Source organism: Aestuariispira ectoiniformans, assembly GCF_025136295.1.
GTDB classification, from domain to species: Bacteria; Pseudomonadota; Alphaproteobacteria; order UBA8366; family Aestuariispiraceae; genus Aestuariispira_A; species Aestuariispira_A ectoiniformans.
Genome location: NZ_CP062788.1, coordinates 1,239,843 through 1,254,458 on the forward strand (window position 1 = coordinate 1,239,843; position 14,616 = coordinate 1,254,458).

Below are 14,616 nucleotides of genomic sequence, written 5' to 3' on the forward strand. Positions count from 1 at the left end.
GCCTTCTGCTCAGAACATTTCCCGTACGCCGTCGACCAGCAGCGATGTGAGGTCGATCCCGTTGCTTTCGTGGGGGATGGTGTTGCAGGTCACGATGCGGGTCGTTCCGGCATCCTGCAGGTCCTGATAGGCACCGCCTGCGAAAACCGCATGGACGCCGATGCAGACCGGGGCAGGCATGGCCGTTCCGGTCAGGTGATTGACCGTCTCGATCATGGTGCGCGCGGTGGAGATGATGTCATCCACCAAGACCGGCGTATGGTCCTGCCATTGCTCCACTTGCGGGACAGTCACCTCCACGTCACGGTCGCCGTGGCGGGTTTTCTCAAGGACGAGAAAAGGGGCACCGGCCAGGTCGGCAACGGCGTGGACCCATTGTTCGCTTTCGGCGTCGGGGCCGACCAGCACAGGCTTGTCGACGGATGATTTGATCCAGGCGGCAATCGCCGGGGCGGCCTGAAGGACGCGGGTCGGCATGTCGTAGATTTCAGACAGGCTCTTGCGCCGGTGCAGATGCGGGTCAATCGTTATCAGCCAGTCGATACAACGGTTGAGAAGTCCGGCAAAATGGGTGGAAGTGACGACCTCTCCGGGGTGGAAGCGCGTGTCCTGGCGCATATAGGCGAGATAGGGCACGACCAGCCCGACCTCTTTCGCACCCAGCTCGCCTGCGCCGCTGGCTGCAAAAATCAACGGCATAATCCGTGCGTCCGGCCGGTCCAGTGTGCAGACGAGGATGACCCTTCGGCCGTCGACCGGTGTCAGAAACCGGACATAGCTTTCGCCGTCCGGAAAATGCCGCGTTTCAAGCGCGCCCATCTCCGCATCGAGGGCCGTTACCAGTGCTTGTGCCGTCGCTTCATTGCCGGGCAGGGGAAAGATCAGCGGTGTCATGCAGCCTATTTTACCTCGATGATCAGGGGGTGATTGCGGACATAGCCCATCGCGTAGTTCAACTCGCCATGGGTTTCGGCGTGCAGGGTGAACAGGGGCTCTCCTGCCGCCACAGTCTGCCCCAGCCTGCAATGCATTTCCAGACCCGACGCCTTGGCATGCGGCGCCCCGGCCAATTTGGCCGTGCGGGACAGACGGCGATTGTCGAAATTGGTAATCAGCCCTGCATGTGAGGCCTTGATGACGCTTTGATGATGGGATCGGGGCGGTTCCCTCATGCCACCCTGGGCCTCACAGATGCGTTGGAATTTCTCCCAGGCCTTTCCCTCCGTCAGCACCCGACCCGCAGTCTCGATGCCTTCGCCGTCCGGGGCATAGCCCGCCAGTTCAAGCAGGCTGCCCGCCAGATGCAGGGCGCGCTCCCGCAGATCGGCGGGGGCATCTTCCTTGTTCTGCAGTACGGCCAATACGTCCCAGGCTTCCAGCGCGGGGCCGATGCCGCGACCGACCGGTTGCGTGCCATCGGTCTGTATGGTGCGCGCCTTTATATCCAGCGCGCGGCTGGTGCTGAGCAGGCTGCCGGCGAGGGATGTGGCGTCCGCCTGGCTGCGGACCTTGGCGGTGGGGCCCATGGGCAGGTCCAGCACCAGATGAGTCGCGCCCGCGGCGGCCTTCTTGGACAGGACAGAGGCAACCAGTTGTCCCTCGCTGTCAATGTCGAGCGCGCGTTCAACGCGGATCAGCAGGTCGTCGGCGGGGCTGAGACCAACCGCACCACCCCAGACAACACAGCCGCCCTCGCGGTCCACGACCCGGCGCATGTCGTCCAGGCTGAGGTCTACCGGGGCCAGAGTTTCCATTGTGTCGGCGGTTCCCGCGGGTGAGGTGATCGCGCGCGATGAGGTCTTGGGCATTACCAGTCCGCAGGCCGCGACGATGGCGACGACGATCGGTGTCGTCCGGTTGCCGGGCAGGCCGCCGATGCAGTGTTTGTCCACGATCGGCGTCGTGCCCCAGTCCAGATGGTCGCCCACATTGATCATGGCGCGGGTCAGGCCGATCATCTCGTCGCGGTTCAGGTCTCGTGAGGAACAGGCGGTAACGAAGGATGACAGTTCGATGTCGGAATATTGTCCGGCCACGATATCGCGCATGATTTCGTCGAATTCCGCATCATCCAGCCGGTGCCCGTAAATTTTAGCCCGGACATAGCTGAGCGAGTCGACCGTCCGTGGATGTTCGAAGGAAACCAGGTCGCCTTCCTTGGCATCCAGCCTTTCCCAGGCCGATTCGGACAGGCTGGCATGACCGGCGGGGAGCAGGTTGTCGCTTGTGGTGTTCAGTGTGGCGATGACCGAATTGCCGTTGGATCGGATCAGGATGCGCGCATGGGCGGTAAAACCTTCCGCCCGGCAGATATGGCAATCCTTGCGCATATAGACGACCGCCTCGTCATGGGTGTCGATCCCCAGACGCGTGAGGCGTAGCAAATTGTGATGATGCTGGTTTTTCAAGGAGCCCTCTCGTCCTTTCACACTTGCCGGCAAGTGTCTCAAATGCCGGAGAATTATACCGCAGCCGAGCCGCGATGACAGGATAATCGTCGCTCTGCCCTGCGGGTTGGTGGGCGCAACGTAGATGGTAAGGGATGCGCCTTCGTTGACGCATCTCAACTGTCTGGAATGACTTTCTGTTTCTGCACTGGTCACGGGTCCCTTGACGAAATATATTTTAAGCTTAAAATAAAAATCAGAATAGTAAGCCGTAAGGGAGGCGTTCCAATGAAAGTCATTTGTGTCGGGGGTGGTCCCGCAGGTCTGTATTTCGCAATTTCCATGAAGTTGCAGGACCCGTCCCACGACGTGACCGTGGTGGAGCGGAACCGCAGTGACGATACCTTTGGCTGGGGTGTGGTGCTGTCGGACGACGTCATGAACCGGATGGCGGAAAACGACCCTGTCAGCGCCGAGGCGATCCGCGGCCGTTTTGCTCATTGGGATGATCTGACGATCCACTTCAAGGGGGAGAGCATCACTTCCGGCGGGCATGGTTTTTCCGGTATCGGACGTAAACAGCTTTTATTGATCCTGCAGGACCGGGCCCGGGAATTGGGTGTGAAGCTGGAATTCCAGTCTGAGGTAACCCCGGAGGATATCGAGCGCTTCCAGAAAGAGGCGGATCTGGTGATCGCGGCGGATGGCCTGAACAGCAAGGTCCGCGCGCTCTATGCCGATACATTCCAGCCGGATATCGATAATCGCCCGAATAAATTCATGTGGCTGGGCACGCATCAGAATTTCAAGGATGCCTTCACCTTCATTTTCGAGCAGACGGAGCATGGCTGGATCTGGGCCCATTGCTATCAGTTCGATGCCGAAACCTCGACCTTCATCGTGGAATGTTCCGAGGAGACCTGGAAGGGGCTCGGTTTCGATAAGACCGATACGGATGGCACAATCGAGATTTGCGAGCGGATTTTCGCTCGCTATCTGGATGGCAACAGTCTGATGAACAATGCCAAGCACCTGCGCGGCAATGCCTGGATCAACTTCCCGCGGGTGACCTGTGGAAAGTGGTATCACGACAATGTAATCCTGATGGGGGATTCGGCGCATACGGCCCATTTCTCCATCGGGTCCGGTACGCGACTGGCGGTCGAGGATGCGATTGACCTGGCGCGGATGCTGCACGACGGACGTCCCCTCAATGAGGTGCTGGAGGAATATCAGGAGACCCGTGGGCTGGAGGTGATCCGCCTGCAAAGCTCTGCACGCAACTCCATGACATGGTTTGAGGATCTGGACCGTTATACCGATCAGGAACCCATGCAGTTCATGTATTCCCTGCTGACCCGGTCTCAACGCGTCAGCCATGAAAACCTGCGCTTGCGGGACAAGATATGGCTGGAGGAACTGGAAAGCTGGTTTGCGGAAAAGGCGACGGGTTTCAAACCGAAAAGCCCGCTGCCGCCCATGTTCACGCCGTTCCAGTTGCGCGGCATGGACCTGAAGAACCGCGTGGTGGTCAGTGCCATGTGCATGTATAGCGCCAAAGACGGCCTGCCCAGTGACTGGCATCTGGTGCATTACGGCAGCCGCGCCATGGGCGGGGCCGGGCTGATCATGACAGAAATGACCAATATCAGTCAGGACGCGCGCATCTCTCCGGGCTGCACCGGTATTTACAATGACCAGCATGAAGCCGCCTGGAAGCGCATTGTCGATTTCGTCCATGGCAGTTCGGACGCCAAAATCGGGCTGCAGCTTGGCCATGCGGGGCCGAAGGGCTCCACCCAACTGGGTTGGGAGGTGATGGATGCGCCGTTGAAAGAGGGCAACTGGCCGATCTATGCGGCCTCCGATGTGCCCTGGTCGCCGGAAAACCAGACACCGCGTGCGATGACGCGTGAGGATATGGACCGGGTGAAGGCGGATTATCTGGCCGCCACCGAACGCGCGATCCGCTGTGGATTCGACCTGCTGGAATTGCACTGCGCCCATGGTTATCTGCTGTCGTCCTTCATCACACCCTTGATGAACAAGCGGAGTGACGAATATGGCGGCAGTCTGGAAAATCGCCTGCGTTATCCGCTTGAAGTATTCAACGCGATCCGTGCCTTGTGGCCGGAAGACAGGCCCATGTCTGTGCGTGTTTCCTCCACCGACTGGATGGGTGATCTGGGGATTACGCCGGAAGAGTCGGTAGAGATCGCCAAAGCATTCAAGGCCGCAGGTGTCGATATCGTCGACGTGTCTGCCGGTCAGACCTCCCGCGAGGCCAAGCCGGTCTATGGCCGCATGTTCCAGACGCCCATGTCCGATCGTATCCGCAACGAGGCCGGTGTGGCGACCATGGCGGTCGGCAACATCTATGAAACCGACCATGTGAACTCCATCATCATGGCAGGGCGCGCGGATCTCTGCTGTCTGGCGCGGCCGCATCTGGCGGACCCATACTGGACCCTGCATGCCATGGCGGAACTGGGTATGAAGGATATCCCCTGGCCCAGGCAATATGAGGCTGGTGGCGCGCAATTGGAACGCAATCTGGCGAAAGCCGCAGAAATGGCATTGGTGGTGTAGGCTTGGCCGCGCGACTTGAAAATAAGATCGTCATGGCTGGACTTGATCCGGCCACCCACGAGGGCACAGTCCTTTCTGGTGGAACGCGTCTACGCCGGGACGACAGCCTCTTCGTGGGTACGCGGGTCAAGCCCGCGCATGACGGGCCAAATTAAGGCAAGAAAGGGTGAGCATGACCGACCTTACAGGAAAACACGTATTGGTCACCGGGGGTGGCAAGGGGATCGGTGAGGCCGTCGCCCGCCGCCTGGCTGCCGATGGGGCGAAAGTCACCGTGCTTGGCCGGTCTCTGGAGCCGTTGCTTGCAGTGGCAAGCAGCCTGCCGCAGGGGCAGGCGCTTTCCTGCGACGTGACGGATGAGGCGGCGGTGAATGCCGCAATCCAGGAGGCGGTCGAGGTTTTCGGGCCGGTCGAAATTCTGGTGAATAATGCCGGGGCGGCCTTGAGTGCGCCTTTCCTGAAGCAGACCGGCGACGATCTGCGCCGGATGCTGGAAATCAATACGGTCAGTACATGGACCTGCACCCAGGCGGTGTTGGGCGGCATGGTCGATCGTGGCTGGGGCCGGGTCGTGAATGTCGCCTCCACGGCGGGTCTCAAGGCCTATCCCTATGTGGCGAGCTATGTGATGGCGAAACATGCAGTTGTCGGCCTGACGCGCACCTTGGCCCTGGAACTGGCGCGCAAGGGCGTGACCGTGAATGCGGTCTGTCCCGGTTATACGGAAACGGACATGGTGCGCGGCGCAGTCCAGACGATCATCGACAAAACCGGGCGCAGCGAAGACGAGGCACGGATGGAACTGGCAAAGAACAACCCGCAGAAACGTCTGGTTCAACCCGATGAGGTTGCGGAAACCGTGTCCTGGCTTTGCGGCGCCAACAGCGACAGCATCAACGGACAATCAATCGCCATTGCTGGCGGTGAGGTGATGTAAGGCATGACGAAAGTATTTTCCCCCACGGATGAGAAAGCTCGCCTGCGCCTGTGGTTGCGCCTGCTGGACAGTGCGAATTCCATCGAGCGCGAAGTGCGGACCCGGCTGCGTGAAAAATTCAATGTGACGTTGCCGCAATTCGACCTGATGGCAGCCTTGGACCAGGTCTCGGAAAATGAGGGGCTTTCCATGGGGCAGTTGTCGGAACGCCTGCGTGTCTCAAACGGCAATGTGACCGGGGTGGTCAACCGGCTGGTCAAGGAAGAACTGGCGATGCGCTGGTCGCCGCCGGAAGACCGGCGCACGTCCTTCATCTCGCTGACCAAAGAGGGCCGGGCCCGTTTCAGGGAAATGGCGCAGGTCCATCAGGGCTGGATTGACAGCATGCTGGGCGATCTGTCGGACAAGGATATGGAACAACTGGCCGACCTGCTGGGCCGCACCCAGGCGTCGGTTGAACGGGATCGGGAGGACGAGCACAAATGAGGAAAATGGCCGGTTTGAAGCCACAGCATTTCCGCTGGGAGATGAAAGGCGATGTGGCTGTTGTCACCCTGGATCGCCCGGAAAAGAAAAACCCGCTGACTTTCGACAGCTATGCAGAGCTGCGCGATACCTTTCGCGACCTGCGTTACTGCGACGACGTGAAGGCGGTGGTGATCCATGGCGCAGGCGGTAATTTCTGTTCCGGCGGTGATGTCTTCGAGATCATCGGGCCGTTGCTGGAAAAGGACATGGTCGGCCTGCTGGAATTTACCCGCATGACCGGGGACCTGGTGCTGGCGATCCGCAATGCGCCGCAGCCGGTGATTGCCGCGGTTGATGGTGTTTGTGCCGGTGCCGGGTCGATGATCGCGCTGGCCTCGGATATGCGATTTGGCACGCCTGCTGCCAAGACGGCCTTCCTGTTCACTCGCGTCGGTCTGGCCGGATGCGACATGGGGGCCTGTGCCTTGTTGCCGCGTGTCATCGGTCAGGGCAGGGCCAGTGAACTTCTCTATACCGGACGCAGCATGAGCGCCGATGAGGGCGAACGCTGGGGCTTTTTCAATGCACTGCATGACAGTGAGGCCCTGCTGGATGAGGCCGTGGCCTTCGGTCAGCGTCTCGCCGATGGGCCCAACTTCGGTCACATGATGACCAAGACCATGCTGAACCGCGAATGGGATATGAGCCTCGAGGCTGCCATCGAGGCAGAAGCACAGGCCCAGGCGATCTGTATGCAGACCAAGGATTTCGGGCGGGCTTTCGAGGCCTTTGCCAATAAACGGAAACCTGTCTTTGAGGGGAATTAATCATGGCTGACCGCTCCTTCCTCGACTGGCCGTTTCTGGATGAGGGGCATAAGGCCCTGGCTTATGATCTGGATGCCTGGGCAGAGCGCGAGATTGCAGAGCTGGCCCATGCGGAAAGTGATGTTGATGAGACCTGCCGCGAGCTGGTGGCCAAGCTGGCGGAAGGGGGCTGGCTGCGCTATGCCGTTCCGGCGTCCCATGGCGGGTTGCGCGATAAGCTGGACGTCCGGTCGCTCTGTCTGATCCGGGAAACACTGGCGCGCCACGGCGGGTTGGCGGATTTCGCTTTTGCCATGCAGGGGCTGGGCAGCGGCCCGATCAGCTTGTTCGGTACTGATGACCAGAAGCAGGCCTATCTGCCTGCGGTCGCCCAGGGTGAGAAGATCGCGGCTTTTGCCCTGTCGGAGCCGGAAGCAGGCTCAGACGTGGCGGCGCTTGCGACCACGGCGGAACGGGATAGCGATCATTTTATTCTGAATGGTCTGAAAACATGGATATCAAATGGTGGCATTGCCGATTTCTATGTAGTTTTCGCCCGCACGGGCGAGGCGGCTGGGGCCAAGGGCCTCAGTGCCTTTATTGTTGATGCGGATACCCCGGGTCTGACGGTTGAGGAACGGATCGAGGTGGTTGCGCCGCATCCGCTGGCCACGCTGAAATTCGAAAATTGCCGCGTCCCGGCCAGTGCCCAGCTCGGTGCCGGCGGGGCGGGGTTCAAGATCGCCATGGCGACGCTGGATGTTTTCCGCTCCACGGTCGGGGCGGCGTCCCTGGGGTTTGCCCGCCGTGCGCTGGATGAGGCATTGGAGCGCTGTTCGACGCGCGAATTGTTCGGTGCGCCGCTGGCGGATCTCCAAATGACCCAGGCCAGCCTGGCCGACATGGCGACGGATGTCGATGCCTCCGCACTTATGATCTACCGCGCCGCCTGGACCAAGGATCTGGTGGCGGACCGTGTGACCCGCGAGGCGGCTATGGCCAAACTTTATGCAACGGAGGCAGCCCAGCGCGTGATCGACAAGGGCGTACAGCTTTTCGGCGGCCACGGGGTGACCGTCGGCAATGTGATGGAAAAGCTGTATCGCGAGGTGCGGGCGCTGCGCATCTATGAAGGGGCCTCGGAAGTGCAGAAGGTGATTATCGCCCGTCAGGCGCTGACCCTGCATGCGGCGGCCAGGAACGATTGAAGCAAGCGAGATCCAACAATAAAAAATATATGTGATGGGGAGAAGACGATGACCAACTACAGCGCGCATGTGGATACGTTCACACGCGACAACCTGCCCCGGCCGGAGCTTTGGCCGGATTTGATTCTGGATGCGCCGTTCGATTACCCGGACCGGCTGAACTGTGCGGCTGAACTGCTGGACAGCATGGTTGAAAAGGGTTTTGGCGACAAACCGCTTTTCTATACCCGCCGTGAGACCTGGACTTATGGGCAGATGCTGGAAAAGGCCAACCGGATCGCCCGCGTCCTGGTGGAGGATATGGGGCTGGTGCCGGGCAACCGTGTGCTGGTGCGTGCGGCCAACGATCCGCTGTTTGTTGCCTGCTGGTTCGCCATTGCCAAGGCAGGTGGCGTTGTGGTGGCGACCATGCCGCTGCTGCGGGCCAAGGAAATCAGCGTCATGATCGAACGGGCGGAAATCAGCCATGCGCTGTGCGACGAACGCCTGGCCGAAGAGATGAAAGGCGCGGTTGAACTGGCCCCGGCCTGCAACCGCGTCTGCTATTTCAACGGTTCCGGCGAGGCCGGTGTCGAGGCGGAGCTGGAGCGCATGATGGCGCTGAAGCCGCCGACATTCGAGAATGTGGACACTGCCGCCGATGACACGGTGCTGATTGCCTTCACGTCCGGCACAACCGGCAAGCCCAAGGGCACGATGCATTTCCATCGCGACGTGATGGCGATTTCCGATGCTTTCCCAAGGTCCATCCTGAAGGCGACCGAGACGGATGTCTTCATCGGCAGCCCGCCGATTGCCTTTACCTTCGGCCTGGGCGGGCTGGTGACCTTTCCCATGCGTATTGGCGCCAGCAGCGTGCTGTTGGAAAAGCCTGCGCCGGATAACCTGATCAGGGCGATTGAGGAATTCGGTGCGACGGTATGCTTCACCGCGCCAACCGCCTATCGCGCGATGCTGGGTATGTCCGACGATCATTCGCTCGCTTCCTTGCGTAAATGTGTCTCGGCGGGTGAGACGCTGCCGCTGCCGACCTTTGAGGAATGGAAGAAAAAGACCGGTATCGAGATCATCGACGGCATTGGTGCGACGGAGATGCTGCATATCTTCATCTCCGCTGCGGGTGAGGATATCCGCCCGGGAGCCACCGGCAAGCCGATCCCCGGTTATCAGGCGATGGTCGTGGATGATGAAGGCAAGCCGCTGCCGCCGGGTGAGGTAGGGCGTCTGGCGGTCAAGGGGCCGACTGGCTGCCGCTATCTGGCGGATGACAGGCAGATGGTTTATGTCCATGACGGTTGGAACCTGACCGGCGATGCCTACAAGATGGATGAAGACGGCTATTTCTGGTTCCAGGCCCGCGCTGACGACATGATTGTGTCCTCCGGCTACAACATTTCCGGACCGGAAGTGGAAGAGGCCTTGATGGCGCATGAAAAGGTCGCGGAATGTGCGGTCATCGGCGTGCCTGATGACGGTCGCGGCAATATCGTGAAGGCCTTTGTCGTGCTGAAGGATATGCGCGACGCTTCCGATGAGACGGTCAAGGAACTGCAGGATTTCGTGAAGGCGACGATTGCGCCGTTCAAATATCCGCGTGCCGTTGAATTCGTGGAAACACTGCCCAAAACCGAAACCAACAAGATCCAGCGCTTTAAACTGCGTCAGATGGAATTGGCCAGGGCGGGCTAGCGAAAGAGGATGGGGATGGCTGCTTTTGAAATGCCGCTGACGGTGCGGTTCCAACATTGCGATCCGGCGGGGATTGTTTTCTATCCACGCTATTTCGAGATGTTCAACCTGCTGGTGGAAACCTGGTTCGATGAGGCCCTTGGGCTGCCCTTCGGGGAGTTGCATCTGAATCGGGGTTTCGGCGTGCCGACGGTGCGCACGGAAGCGGATTTCAAGGCGCCCAGTCGCCTGGATGAGAAACTGACCCTGTCTTTGACGGTACAGGACATCGGGCGCTCGAAGATCAGTTTGCTGTTGCAGGTCCTGGGGCCTGACGGTGATTTGAGGGTAGCCGCCAACCACGTATTGGTCTATGCCGCGTTCGACCCCATGAGGGCGGCGGCCATACCGGAAGAATTAAAAACACGGATGCAGCGTTTTCAGGCTGTACCGGCCAAATAAATGAGGTTTTGACAGATATGCCGAGCATCAATCCGCCGGGCTGGCCGCAGCCCAAAGGTTATTCCAATGGCGTGGCCGCAGAAGGCCGCATGGTCTTCGTTGCGGGCCAGATCGGCTGGACCCCGGAGGGGGAATTTGAGACCGATGATTTCGCCGGACAGGTCCGCCAGACCCTGTTGAACACCGTGGCTGTCCTTGAGGCCGGTGGCGCAAAGCCGGAACATATCACCCGTATGACCTGGTATGTCACCGACAAGCAGGAATACCTCGGTGCCTTGAAGGAAATCGGGGCGGTTTACCGGGAAGTCCTGGGCAAGGTCTTTCCGGCCATGGCGCTGGTTCAGGTCGTGGCCCTTGTCGAGGACCGTGCCAAGGTTGAAATCGAGACCACGGCCGTAATTCCCAACGGGTGACCCTTTCCGGACGTTCTAGTCAGCAGTGAAGGCCGCAGCGATTTCATCGATGCGGCCTTCCTTATGCATGGCGCGGATGGCGTCATTCAATTCCCGGATGAAGTCTTCCTGATAGGGGAACAGATGCTGCGGGTCGTTGCTGAACGCCAGATAGGCCCAGTTTTCTGAGACTTGCGTGCCCAGTCTTGCGTAAACCTCCAGCTTTTCGCCCAGCGACCGTGGGGTGGCGTATTTTCGGTATTGATAATGCAGAACATTCGTGTCCTGCACGATGCAATCCACCTTGTTTGCCAGAAGATGCGGGATGATGCTTTCCAGCGGAATTGCCACGTGGGTCAGCTTCCCTTCTTCCGCAGCCTTGAAAAAGGCCGGTCCTGCGGCAAGGCTGCCGAGCCCGAGGCCGATGCGTAGCCCGAAATAGTCTTCCGGCCAGTTGGTGCGGGGCCTGGCGGCAATGGGAGGCTGACAATAGGTAGCGACGGTTTCCTTGAGGATGGGTTCGGAATAGGTGGTGATCCAGGGGCGTTGTTCCGGCCAATAGTAGGGCGGGAACACCGCAATATGCTGTCCGATCTCCACCGATTTAAGCGCCCGCTTCCAGGGCAGGACGTCAATTTCGATGCGATAGTCCGGGATGCGATCGGACAATTCAGCGAATATCTCATGAAAAATTCCCCGTGGAATTCCGTCGTCGAGATAGCTGTAAGGCGGATAGTCCGGCGGTCCGACGATGACGACAACCTGAGCGTCGTCTGAGGCGGCGGCAAGGGAGGGCAAAAGGAAAAGCGCCGCCTGAAACAGGCGAAAAAGAAAGGTTCGGCAGGGCCGCAAAACTGGAGGCATGGCTGCCCTCTCCCATTTTTTGCAAATATTGTAACACTCTTATGGGAGGAGGTTAACAGGAAGAGGGCTCAGTCCTGCCTGTTGTCGGCGGGCGGTACCGGGTCATAGCCACTGCCGCCCCAGGGATGGCAGCGCCCGATCCGCTTGATCGCAAGCCAGCTTCCCTTGAAGGCGCCGAAGCGGTCAATGGCCTCCAGGGCATATTCCGAACAGGTGGGCGCAAAACGGCATTGCCGTCCGATGAAATAGGACAGGGTAAAGCGATAGAGATAGATCAGGCCCTTCGCCAGCAGGCTCAGGGGATCATGCCGTGGTGTCATCGGGTGTGTCCGTGCCGGATTTTATCTGTTCGATTGCCTTCAGGATCGCATTGAAGGGCAGCATGATGGATGCGTGGCGGGATTTATGCGCGCGCGCAGGTTCCAGGATTGCCAGTTCCGCCCAGTCACCCCCCGGCGGCGGACCGTCCTGTTTCAGCATCGCCTGCATCCGGTCGCGCACCCGGGTCAGTTCTGCTTCATCCCGGCCGACGGCCAACTTTTTCATGATGGCGGCGGCTGACTGACCAAGGGCGCAGGCGCGCACCTGCTGACCATATTCCGCGACGCGACCGTCTTCCAGAACAAGGTCAACACGGATGCGGCTGCCGCACAGCGGGCTGTCGAGCGTCACTGTTGCCTGCGGGTGGTCCAGGCGGTCGTCCTTGTTCAGGCCTTCCGCCAGTGCAAGAATACGATCATTATAGAGTTTCTCTAACATTGAAGGCCGTTCTATATGTTTCCGCACCGTGAACGGTGAATTGCCGCGAATAGACAAATTCCATGCCTTCATATTGTTGACTTCCCTTGGGATTGCAACGATAAACGCGGCAAAAGCTTGGGACCCGTCCGCCCGGCGGAAGGGGACAATATCGGCGCAGGATCGAAACAGAGTTGATTTTCCCGCGCCGCATCCCAAGATACGGATGAGCCAACGCGAATAGTCAGGAAAGTGATCTGCCCATGCAGGATGTCTTGAAAAAACAGGAAGCTGCCATCCAGCGCCCGTCCCGTGAAGAGGCCGAAGCCGCCGTGCGGACCTTGCTGGCATGGACCGGTGACAATCCCGACCGCGAAGGCCTGATCGATACGCCGTCGCGCGTGGTGCGCGCCTATGAGGAATATTTCGAAGGCTATAACATCGACCCGGTGAAAACGCTGCAGCGTACCTTTGAGGAAACCGACGGTTACGACGAAGTCGTCATGCTGCGCGATATCCCGTTCGAAAGCCATTGCGAACATCACATCGCCCCGATCATCGGTAAGGCCCATGTGGCTTACCTGCCAGACAAACGCGTGGTCGGCATTTCCAAGCTGGCCCGCGTGGTGGAAATTTTCGCCAAGCGCCTGCAGACCCAGGAAATCATGACCGTCCAGGTCGCTGATACCATCCAGGAAGCTCTGCAGCCGAAGGGCGTTGCCGTTGTCATCGACGCGGTTCACCAGTGCATGACCACCCGCGGCATTCACAAGCCGGGCGTGGCGACCGTGACCAGCCGTATGCTGGGCGTGTTCCGCAGCCAGCCCGAAACCCGCCGTGAATTCCTGGCGATGATCGAATAGGCCCTGCGGGGTATTTGTTAAGGAAAAGGCGGTACGGCTATGTGCCGCCTTTTTTGTCTGAACGCTTTTCTGATCTTTGATCTTCTCTTTACGTGGTCCGTCAAAGGGGAGTATGACGCAAAGATACAGTGATGACATACCACCCTATGCATTCAAGGGATGAAAGACGATGAGCAACCTGTTCCTGGAGCTTTTGGAAAAGCGCCCCTATCTGATCGCCGATGGCGCCATGGGCACCAGCCTGTTCAAACGGGGTCTGGAAACCGGGGATGCGCCGGAATTGTGGAATGTGGACCATAAGGACCGGGTGGAAAGCGTCCATCAGGAATATGTGGATGCGGGTTCGGACATCATCCTGACCAACAGCTTTGGCTGTAACCGCCATCGCCTGAAACTGCATAATGCGCAGGACCGGACCTACGAGTTGAACAAGGCAGCGGCAGAACGCGCACGCGCCGTCGCGGATGCCGCCGACCGCCCGGTCGTGGTAGCCGGGTCTATGGGGCCCACAGGTGAAATCCTGGAGCCGGTCGGCGCGCTCAGCGTTGCCGATGCGACCGAAGCCTTTGCCGAACAGGCGAAAGGTCTGAAAGACGGTGGTGTGGATGTGCTGTGGGTTGAGACCATGTCGTCCCGTGAGGAAAGCCAGGCGGCGGTTGCCGGGGCTTCTTCCGTCGGCCTGCCGGTGGTGACCACCATGACCTTTGATACGGCGGGCAAGACCATGATGGGTGTCTCCCCGCAGGAGGCCTATGAGCATCTGAGCCATCTGGAAACCGCACCGACGGCAATCGGGGCGAACTGTGGCCTGGGCCCGACCGAAAGCGTGATCAGCATTTCCCAGATGACGGCCATCGTGCCGGAGGATGCGGTGATTGTGGCCAAGGCTAATTGCGGTATTCCGGAATTCAAGAATGGTGAATTCCGCTTCAGCGGTACACCGGACCTGATGGGCAAATATGCCCGCATGGCCCGTGACTGTGGCGCACGTATCATTGGCGGCTGCTGTGGTTCCGATGGCACCGTGATCAAGGCAATTGCGGACTCCTTGAAGGACTATGAACCGGGTGAACGGCCCAGCGACGAGAAGATCATCGAAGTTCTGGGGCCGCTGGCCAATATGCCTGCAGGTGGCGCACACAGCCATGGTGGTGGCGGAAGTGAAGACGGCGAAGGCCGCCGCCGCCGTCGCCGCCGGGGCTGATATTTAACGTGAGATGAAGGGAGGCCCTTC

The 14,616-nt window shown here is 59.6% G+C and carries 15 protein-coding genes; 10 read left to right on the forward strand and 5 right to left on the reverse strand.

The window, feature by feature from the left end; translation table 11 throughout:
• Positions 1-9: 9 nt before the first annotated feature.
• Together IF205_RS06060 and IF205_RS06065 are read right to left on the reverse strand one after the other, a co-directional pair.
• Positions 10-894: a ribose-phosphate pyrophosphokinase gene (locus tag IF205_RS06060; RefSeq protein WP_259782395.1), complete on the reverse strand. Its 885-nt coding sequence runs from the start codon at positions 892-894 to the stop codon at positions 10-12.
• A 5-nt stretch (positions 895-899) separates the two neighbouring features.
• Positions 900-2,408, reverse strand: coding sequence for a thymidine phosphorylase family protein (locus tag IF205_RS06065; protein ID WP_259782396.1), 1,509 nt, complete (start codon positions 2,406-2,408; stop codon positions 900-902).
• A gap of 267 nt (positions 2,409-2,675) precedes the next feature.
• Here IF205_RS06065 and IF205_RS06070 point away from each other — a divergent pair, with 267 nt between their 5' ends.
• From IF205_RS06070 to IF205_RS06105, 8 genes are all read left to right on the forward strand, one after another.
• A complete protein-coding gene (locus IF205_RS06070) occupies positions 2,676-4,976 on the forward strand; it encodes a bifunctional salicylyl-CoA 5-hydroxylase/oxidoreductase (RefSeq protein WP_259782397.1) in 2,301 nt (766 codons plus the stop codon).
• A 172-nt stretch (positions 4,977-5,148) separates the two neighbouring features.
• Entirely contained in the window at positions 5,149-5,913 is a 765-nt protein-coding gene (locus IF205_RS06075) for an SDR family NAD(P)-dependent oxidoreductase (protein WP_259782398.1), read from the forward strand.
• 3 nt (positions 5,914-5,916) lie between these two features.
• Complete coding sequence (locus tag IF205_RS06080) at positions 5,917-6,399, forward strand: MarR family winged helix-turn-helix transcriptional regulator (protein WP_259782399.1); 483 nt, start codon at positions 5,917-5,919, stop codon at positions 6,397-6,399.
• Positions 6,396-7,208, forward strand: coding sequence for an enoyl-CoA hydratase family protein (locus IF205_RS06085; RefSeq protein ID WP_259782400.1), 813 nt, complete (start codon positions 6,396-6,398; stop codon positions 7,206-7,208). The genes IF205_RS06080 and IF205_RS06085 overlap by 4 nt, the downstream gene beginning before the upstream one ends.
• A gap of 2 nt (positions 7,209-7,210) precedes the next feature.
• Positions 7,211-8,395 carry an acyl-CoA dehydrogenase family protein gene (locus IF205_RS06090; RefSeq protein ID WP_259782401.1) on the forward strand — a complete coding sequence of 395 codons (1,185 nt, stop codon included), beginning with the start codon at positions 7,211-7,213 and terminating at the stop codon, positions 8,393-8,395.
• A 48-nt stretch (positions 8,396-8,443) separates the two neighbouring features.
• On the forward strand, positions 8,444-10,084 hold the full coding sequence (locus IF205_RS06095; RefSeq protein ID WP_259782402.1) for a benzoate-CoA ligase family protein: 1,641 nt from the start codon (positions 8,444-8,446) through the stop codon (positions 10,082-10,084).
• A 15-nt stretch (positions 10,085-10,099) separates the two neighbouring features.
• Entirely contained in the window at positions 10,100-10,525 is a 426-nt protein-coding gene (locus IF205_RS06100; protein ID WP_259782403.1) for an acyl-CoA thioesterase, read from the forward strand.
• A gap of 17 nt (positions 10,526-10,542) precedes the next feature.
• Positions 10,543-10,938, forward strand: a complete 396-nt coding sequence (locus tag IF205_RS06105; protein WP_259782404.1) for a RidA family protein — start codon at positions 10,543-10,545, stop codon at positions 10,936-10,938.
• A 15-nt stretch (positions 10,939-10,953) separates the two neighbouring features.
• Here IF205_RS06105 and IF205_RS06110 read toward each other — a convergent pair whose 3' ends face one another.
• The 3 genes from IF205_RS06110 to IF205_RS06120 all read right to left on the reverse strand — a co-directional run bounded on the left by IF205_RS06110 (position 10,954) and on the right by IF205_RS06120 (position 12,540).
• Complete coding sequence (locus IF205_RS06110; protein WP_259782405.1) at positions 10,954-11,781, reverse strand: substrate-binding periplasmic protein; 828 nt, start codon at positions 11,779-11,781, stop codon at positions 10,954-10,956.
• Between the two features lie 68 nt (positions 11,782-11,849).
• A complete protein-coding gene (gene yidD, locus IF205_RS06115) occupies positions 11,850-12,101 on the reverse strand; it encodes a membrane protein insertion efficiency factor YidD (RefSeq protein WP_259782406.1) in 252 nt (83 codons plus the stop codon).
• Positions 12,085-12,540 (reverse strand): iron-sulfur cluster assembly scaffold protein, encoded by a 456-nt coding sequence (locus IF205_RS06120; RefSeq protein ID WP_259782407.1) that lies wholly within the window; start codon positions 12,538-12,540, stop codon positions 12,085-12,087. Before IF205_RS06120 ends, yidD begins: the two co-directional genes overlap by 17 nt.
• Before the next feature lie 242 nt (positions 12,541-12,782).
• On the opposite strand from IF205_RS06120, the gene folE reads away from it, so the two are divergent.
• Together folE and bmt are read left to right on the forward strand one after the other, a co-directional pair.
• The gene (gene folE / locus IF205_RS06125) at positions 12,783-13,382 is read left to right on the forward strand and encodes a GTP cyclohydrolase I FolE (RefSeq protein WP_259782408.1); all 600 of its coding nucleotides are present in this window, start codon (positions 12,783-12,785) and stop codon (positions 13,380-13,382) included.
• 169 nt (positions 13,383-13,551) lie between these two features.
• Positions 13,552-14,586 carry a betaine--homocysteine S-methyltransferase gene (gene bmt / locus IF205_RS06130; protein WP_259782409.1) on the forward strand — a complete coding sequence of 345 codons (1,035 nt, stop codon included), beginning with the start codon at positions 13,552-13,554 and terminating at the stop codon, positions 14,584-14,586.
• Positions 14,587-14,616 lie beyond the last annotated feature (30 nt).

Bases quoted from the DNA above. Each gene is read 5' to 3' on its own strand.
- IF205_RS06060 (WP_259782395.1), bottom strand. From the start codon at position 894: ATGACACCGCTGATCTTTCCCCTGCCCGGCAATGAAGCGACGGCACAA.
- IF205_RS06070 (WP_259782397.1), top strand. From the start codon at position 2,676: ATGAAAGTCATTTGTGTCGGGGGTGGTCCCGCAGGTCTGTATTTCGCA.
- IF205_RS06075 (WP_259782398.1), top strand. From the start codon at position 5,149: ATGACCGACCTTACAGGAAAACACGTATTGGTCACCGGGGGTGGCAAG.
- IF205_RS06080 (WP_259782399.1), top strand. From the start codon at position 5,917: ATGACGAAAGTATTTTCCCCCACGGATGAGAAAGCTCGCCTGCGCCTG.
- IF205_RS06085 (WP_259782400.1), top strand. From the start codon at position 6,396: ATGAGGAAAATGGCCGGTTTGAAGCCACAGCATTTCCGCTGGGAGATG.
- IF205_RS06090 (WP_259782401.1), top strand. From the start codon at position 7,211: ATGGCTGACCGCTCCTTCCTCGACTGGCCGTTTCTGGATGAGGGGCAT.
- IF205_RS06095 (WP_259782402.1), top strand. From the start codon at position 8,444: ATGACCAACTACAGCGCGCATGTGGATACGTTCACACGCGACAACCTG.
- IF205_RS06100 (WP_259782403.1), top strand. From the start codon at position 10,100: ATGGCTGCTTTTGAAATGCCGCTGACGGTGCGGTTCCAACATTGCGAT.
- IF205_RS06105 (WP_259782404.1), top strand. From the start codon at position 10,543: ATGCCGAGCATCAATCCGCCGGGCTGGCCGCAGCCCAAAGGTTATTCC.
- IF205_RS06110 (WP_259782405.1), bottom strand. From the start codon at position 11,781: ATGCCTCCAGTTTTGCGGCCCTGCCGAACCTTTCTTTTTCGCCTGTTT.
- yidD (WP_259782406.1), bottom strand. From the start codon at position 12,101: ATGACACCACGGCATGATCCCCTGAGCCTGCTGGCGAAGGGCCTGATC.
- IF205_RS06120 (WP_259782407.1), bottom strand. From the start codon at position 12,540: ATGTTAGAGAAACTCTATAATGATCGTATTCTTGCACTGGCGGAAGGC.
- folE (WP_259782408.1), top strand. From the start codon at position 12,783: ATGCAGGATGTCTTGAAAAAACAGGAAGCTGCCATCCAGCGCCCGTCC.
- bmt (WP_259782409.1), top strand. From the start codon at position 13,552: ATGAGCAACCTGTTCCTGGAGCTTTTGGAAAAGCGCCCCTATCTGATC.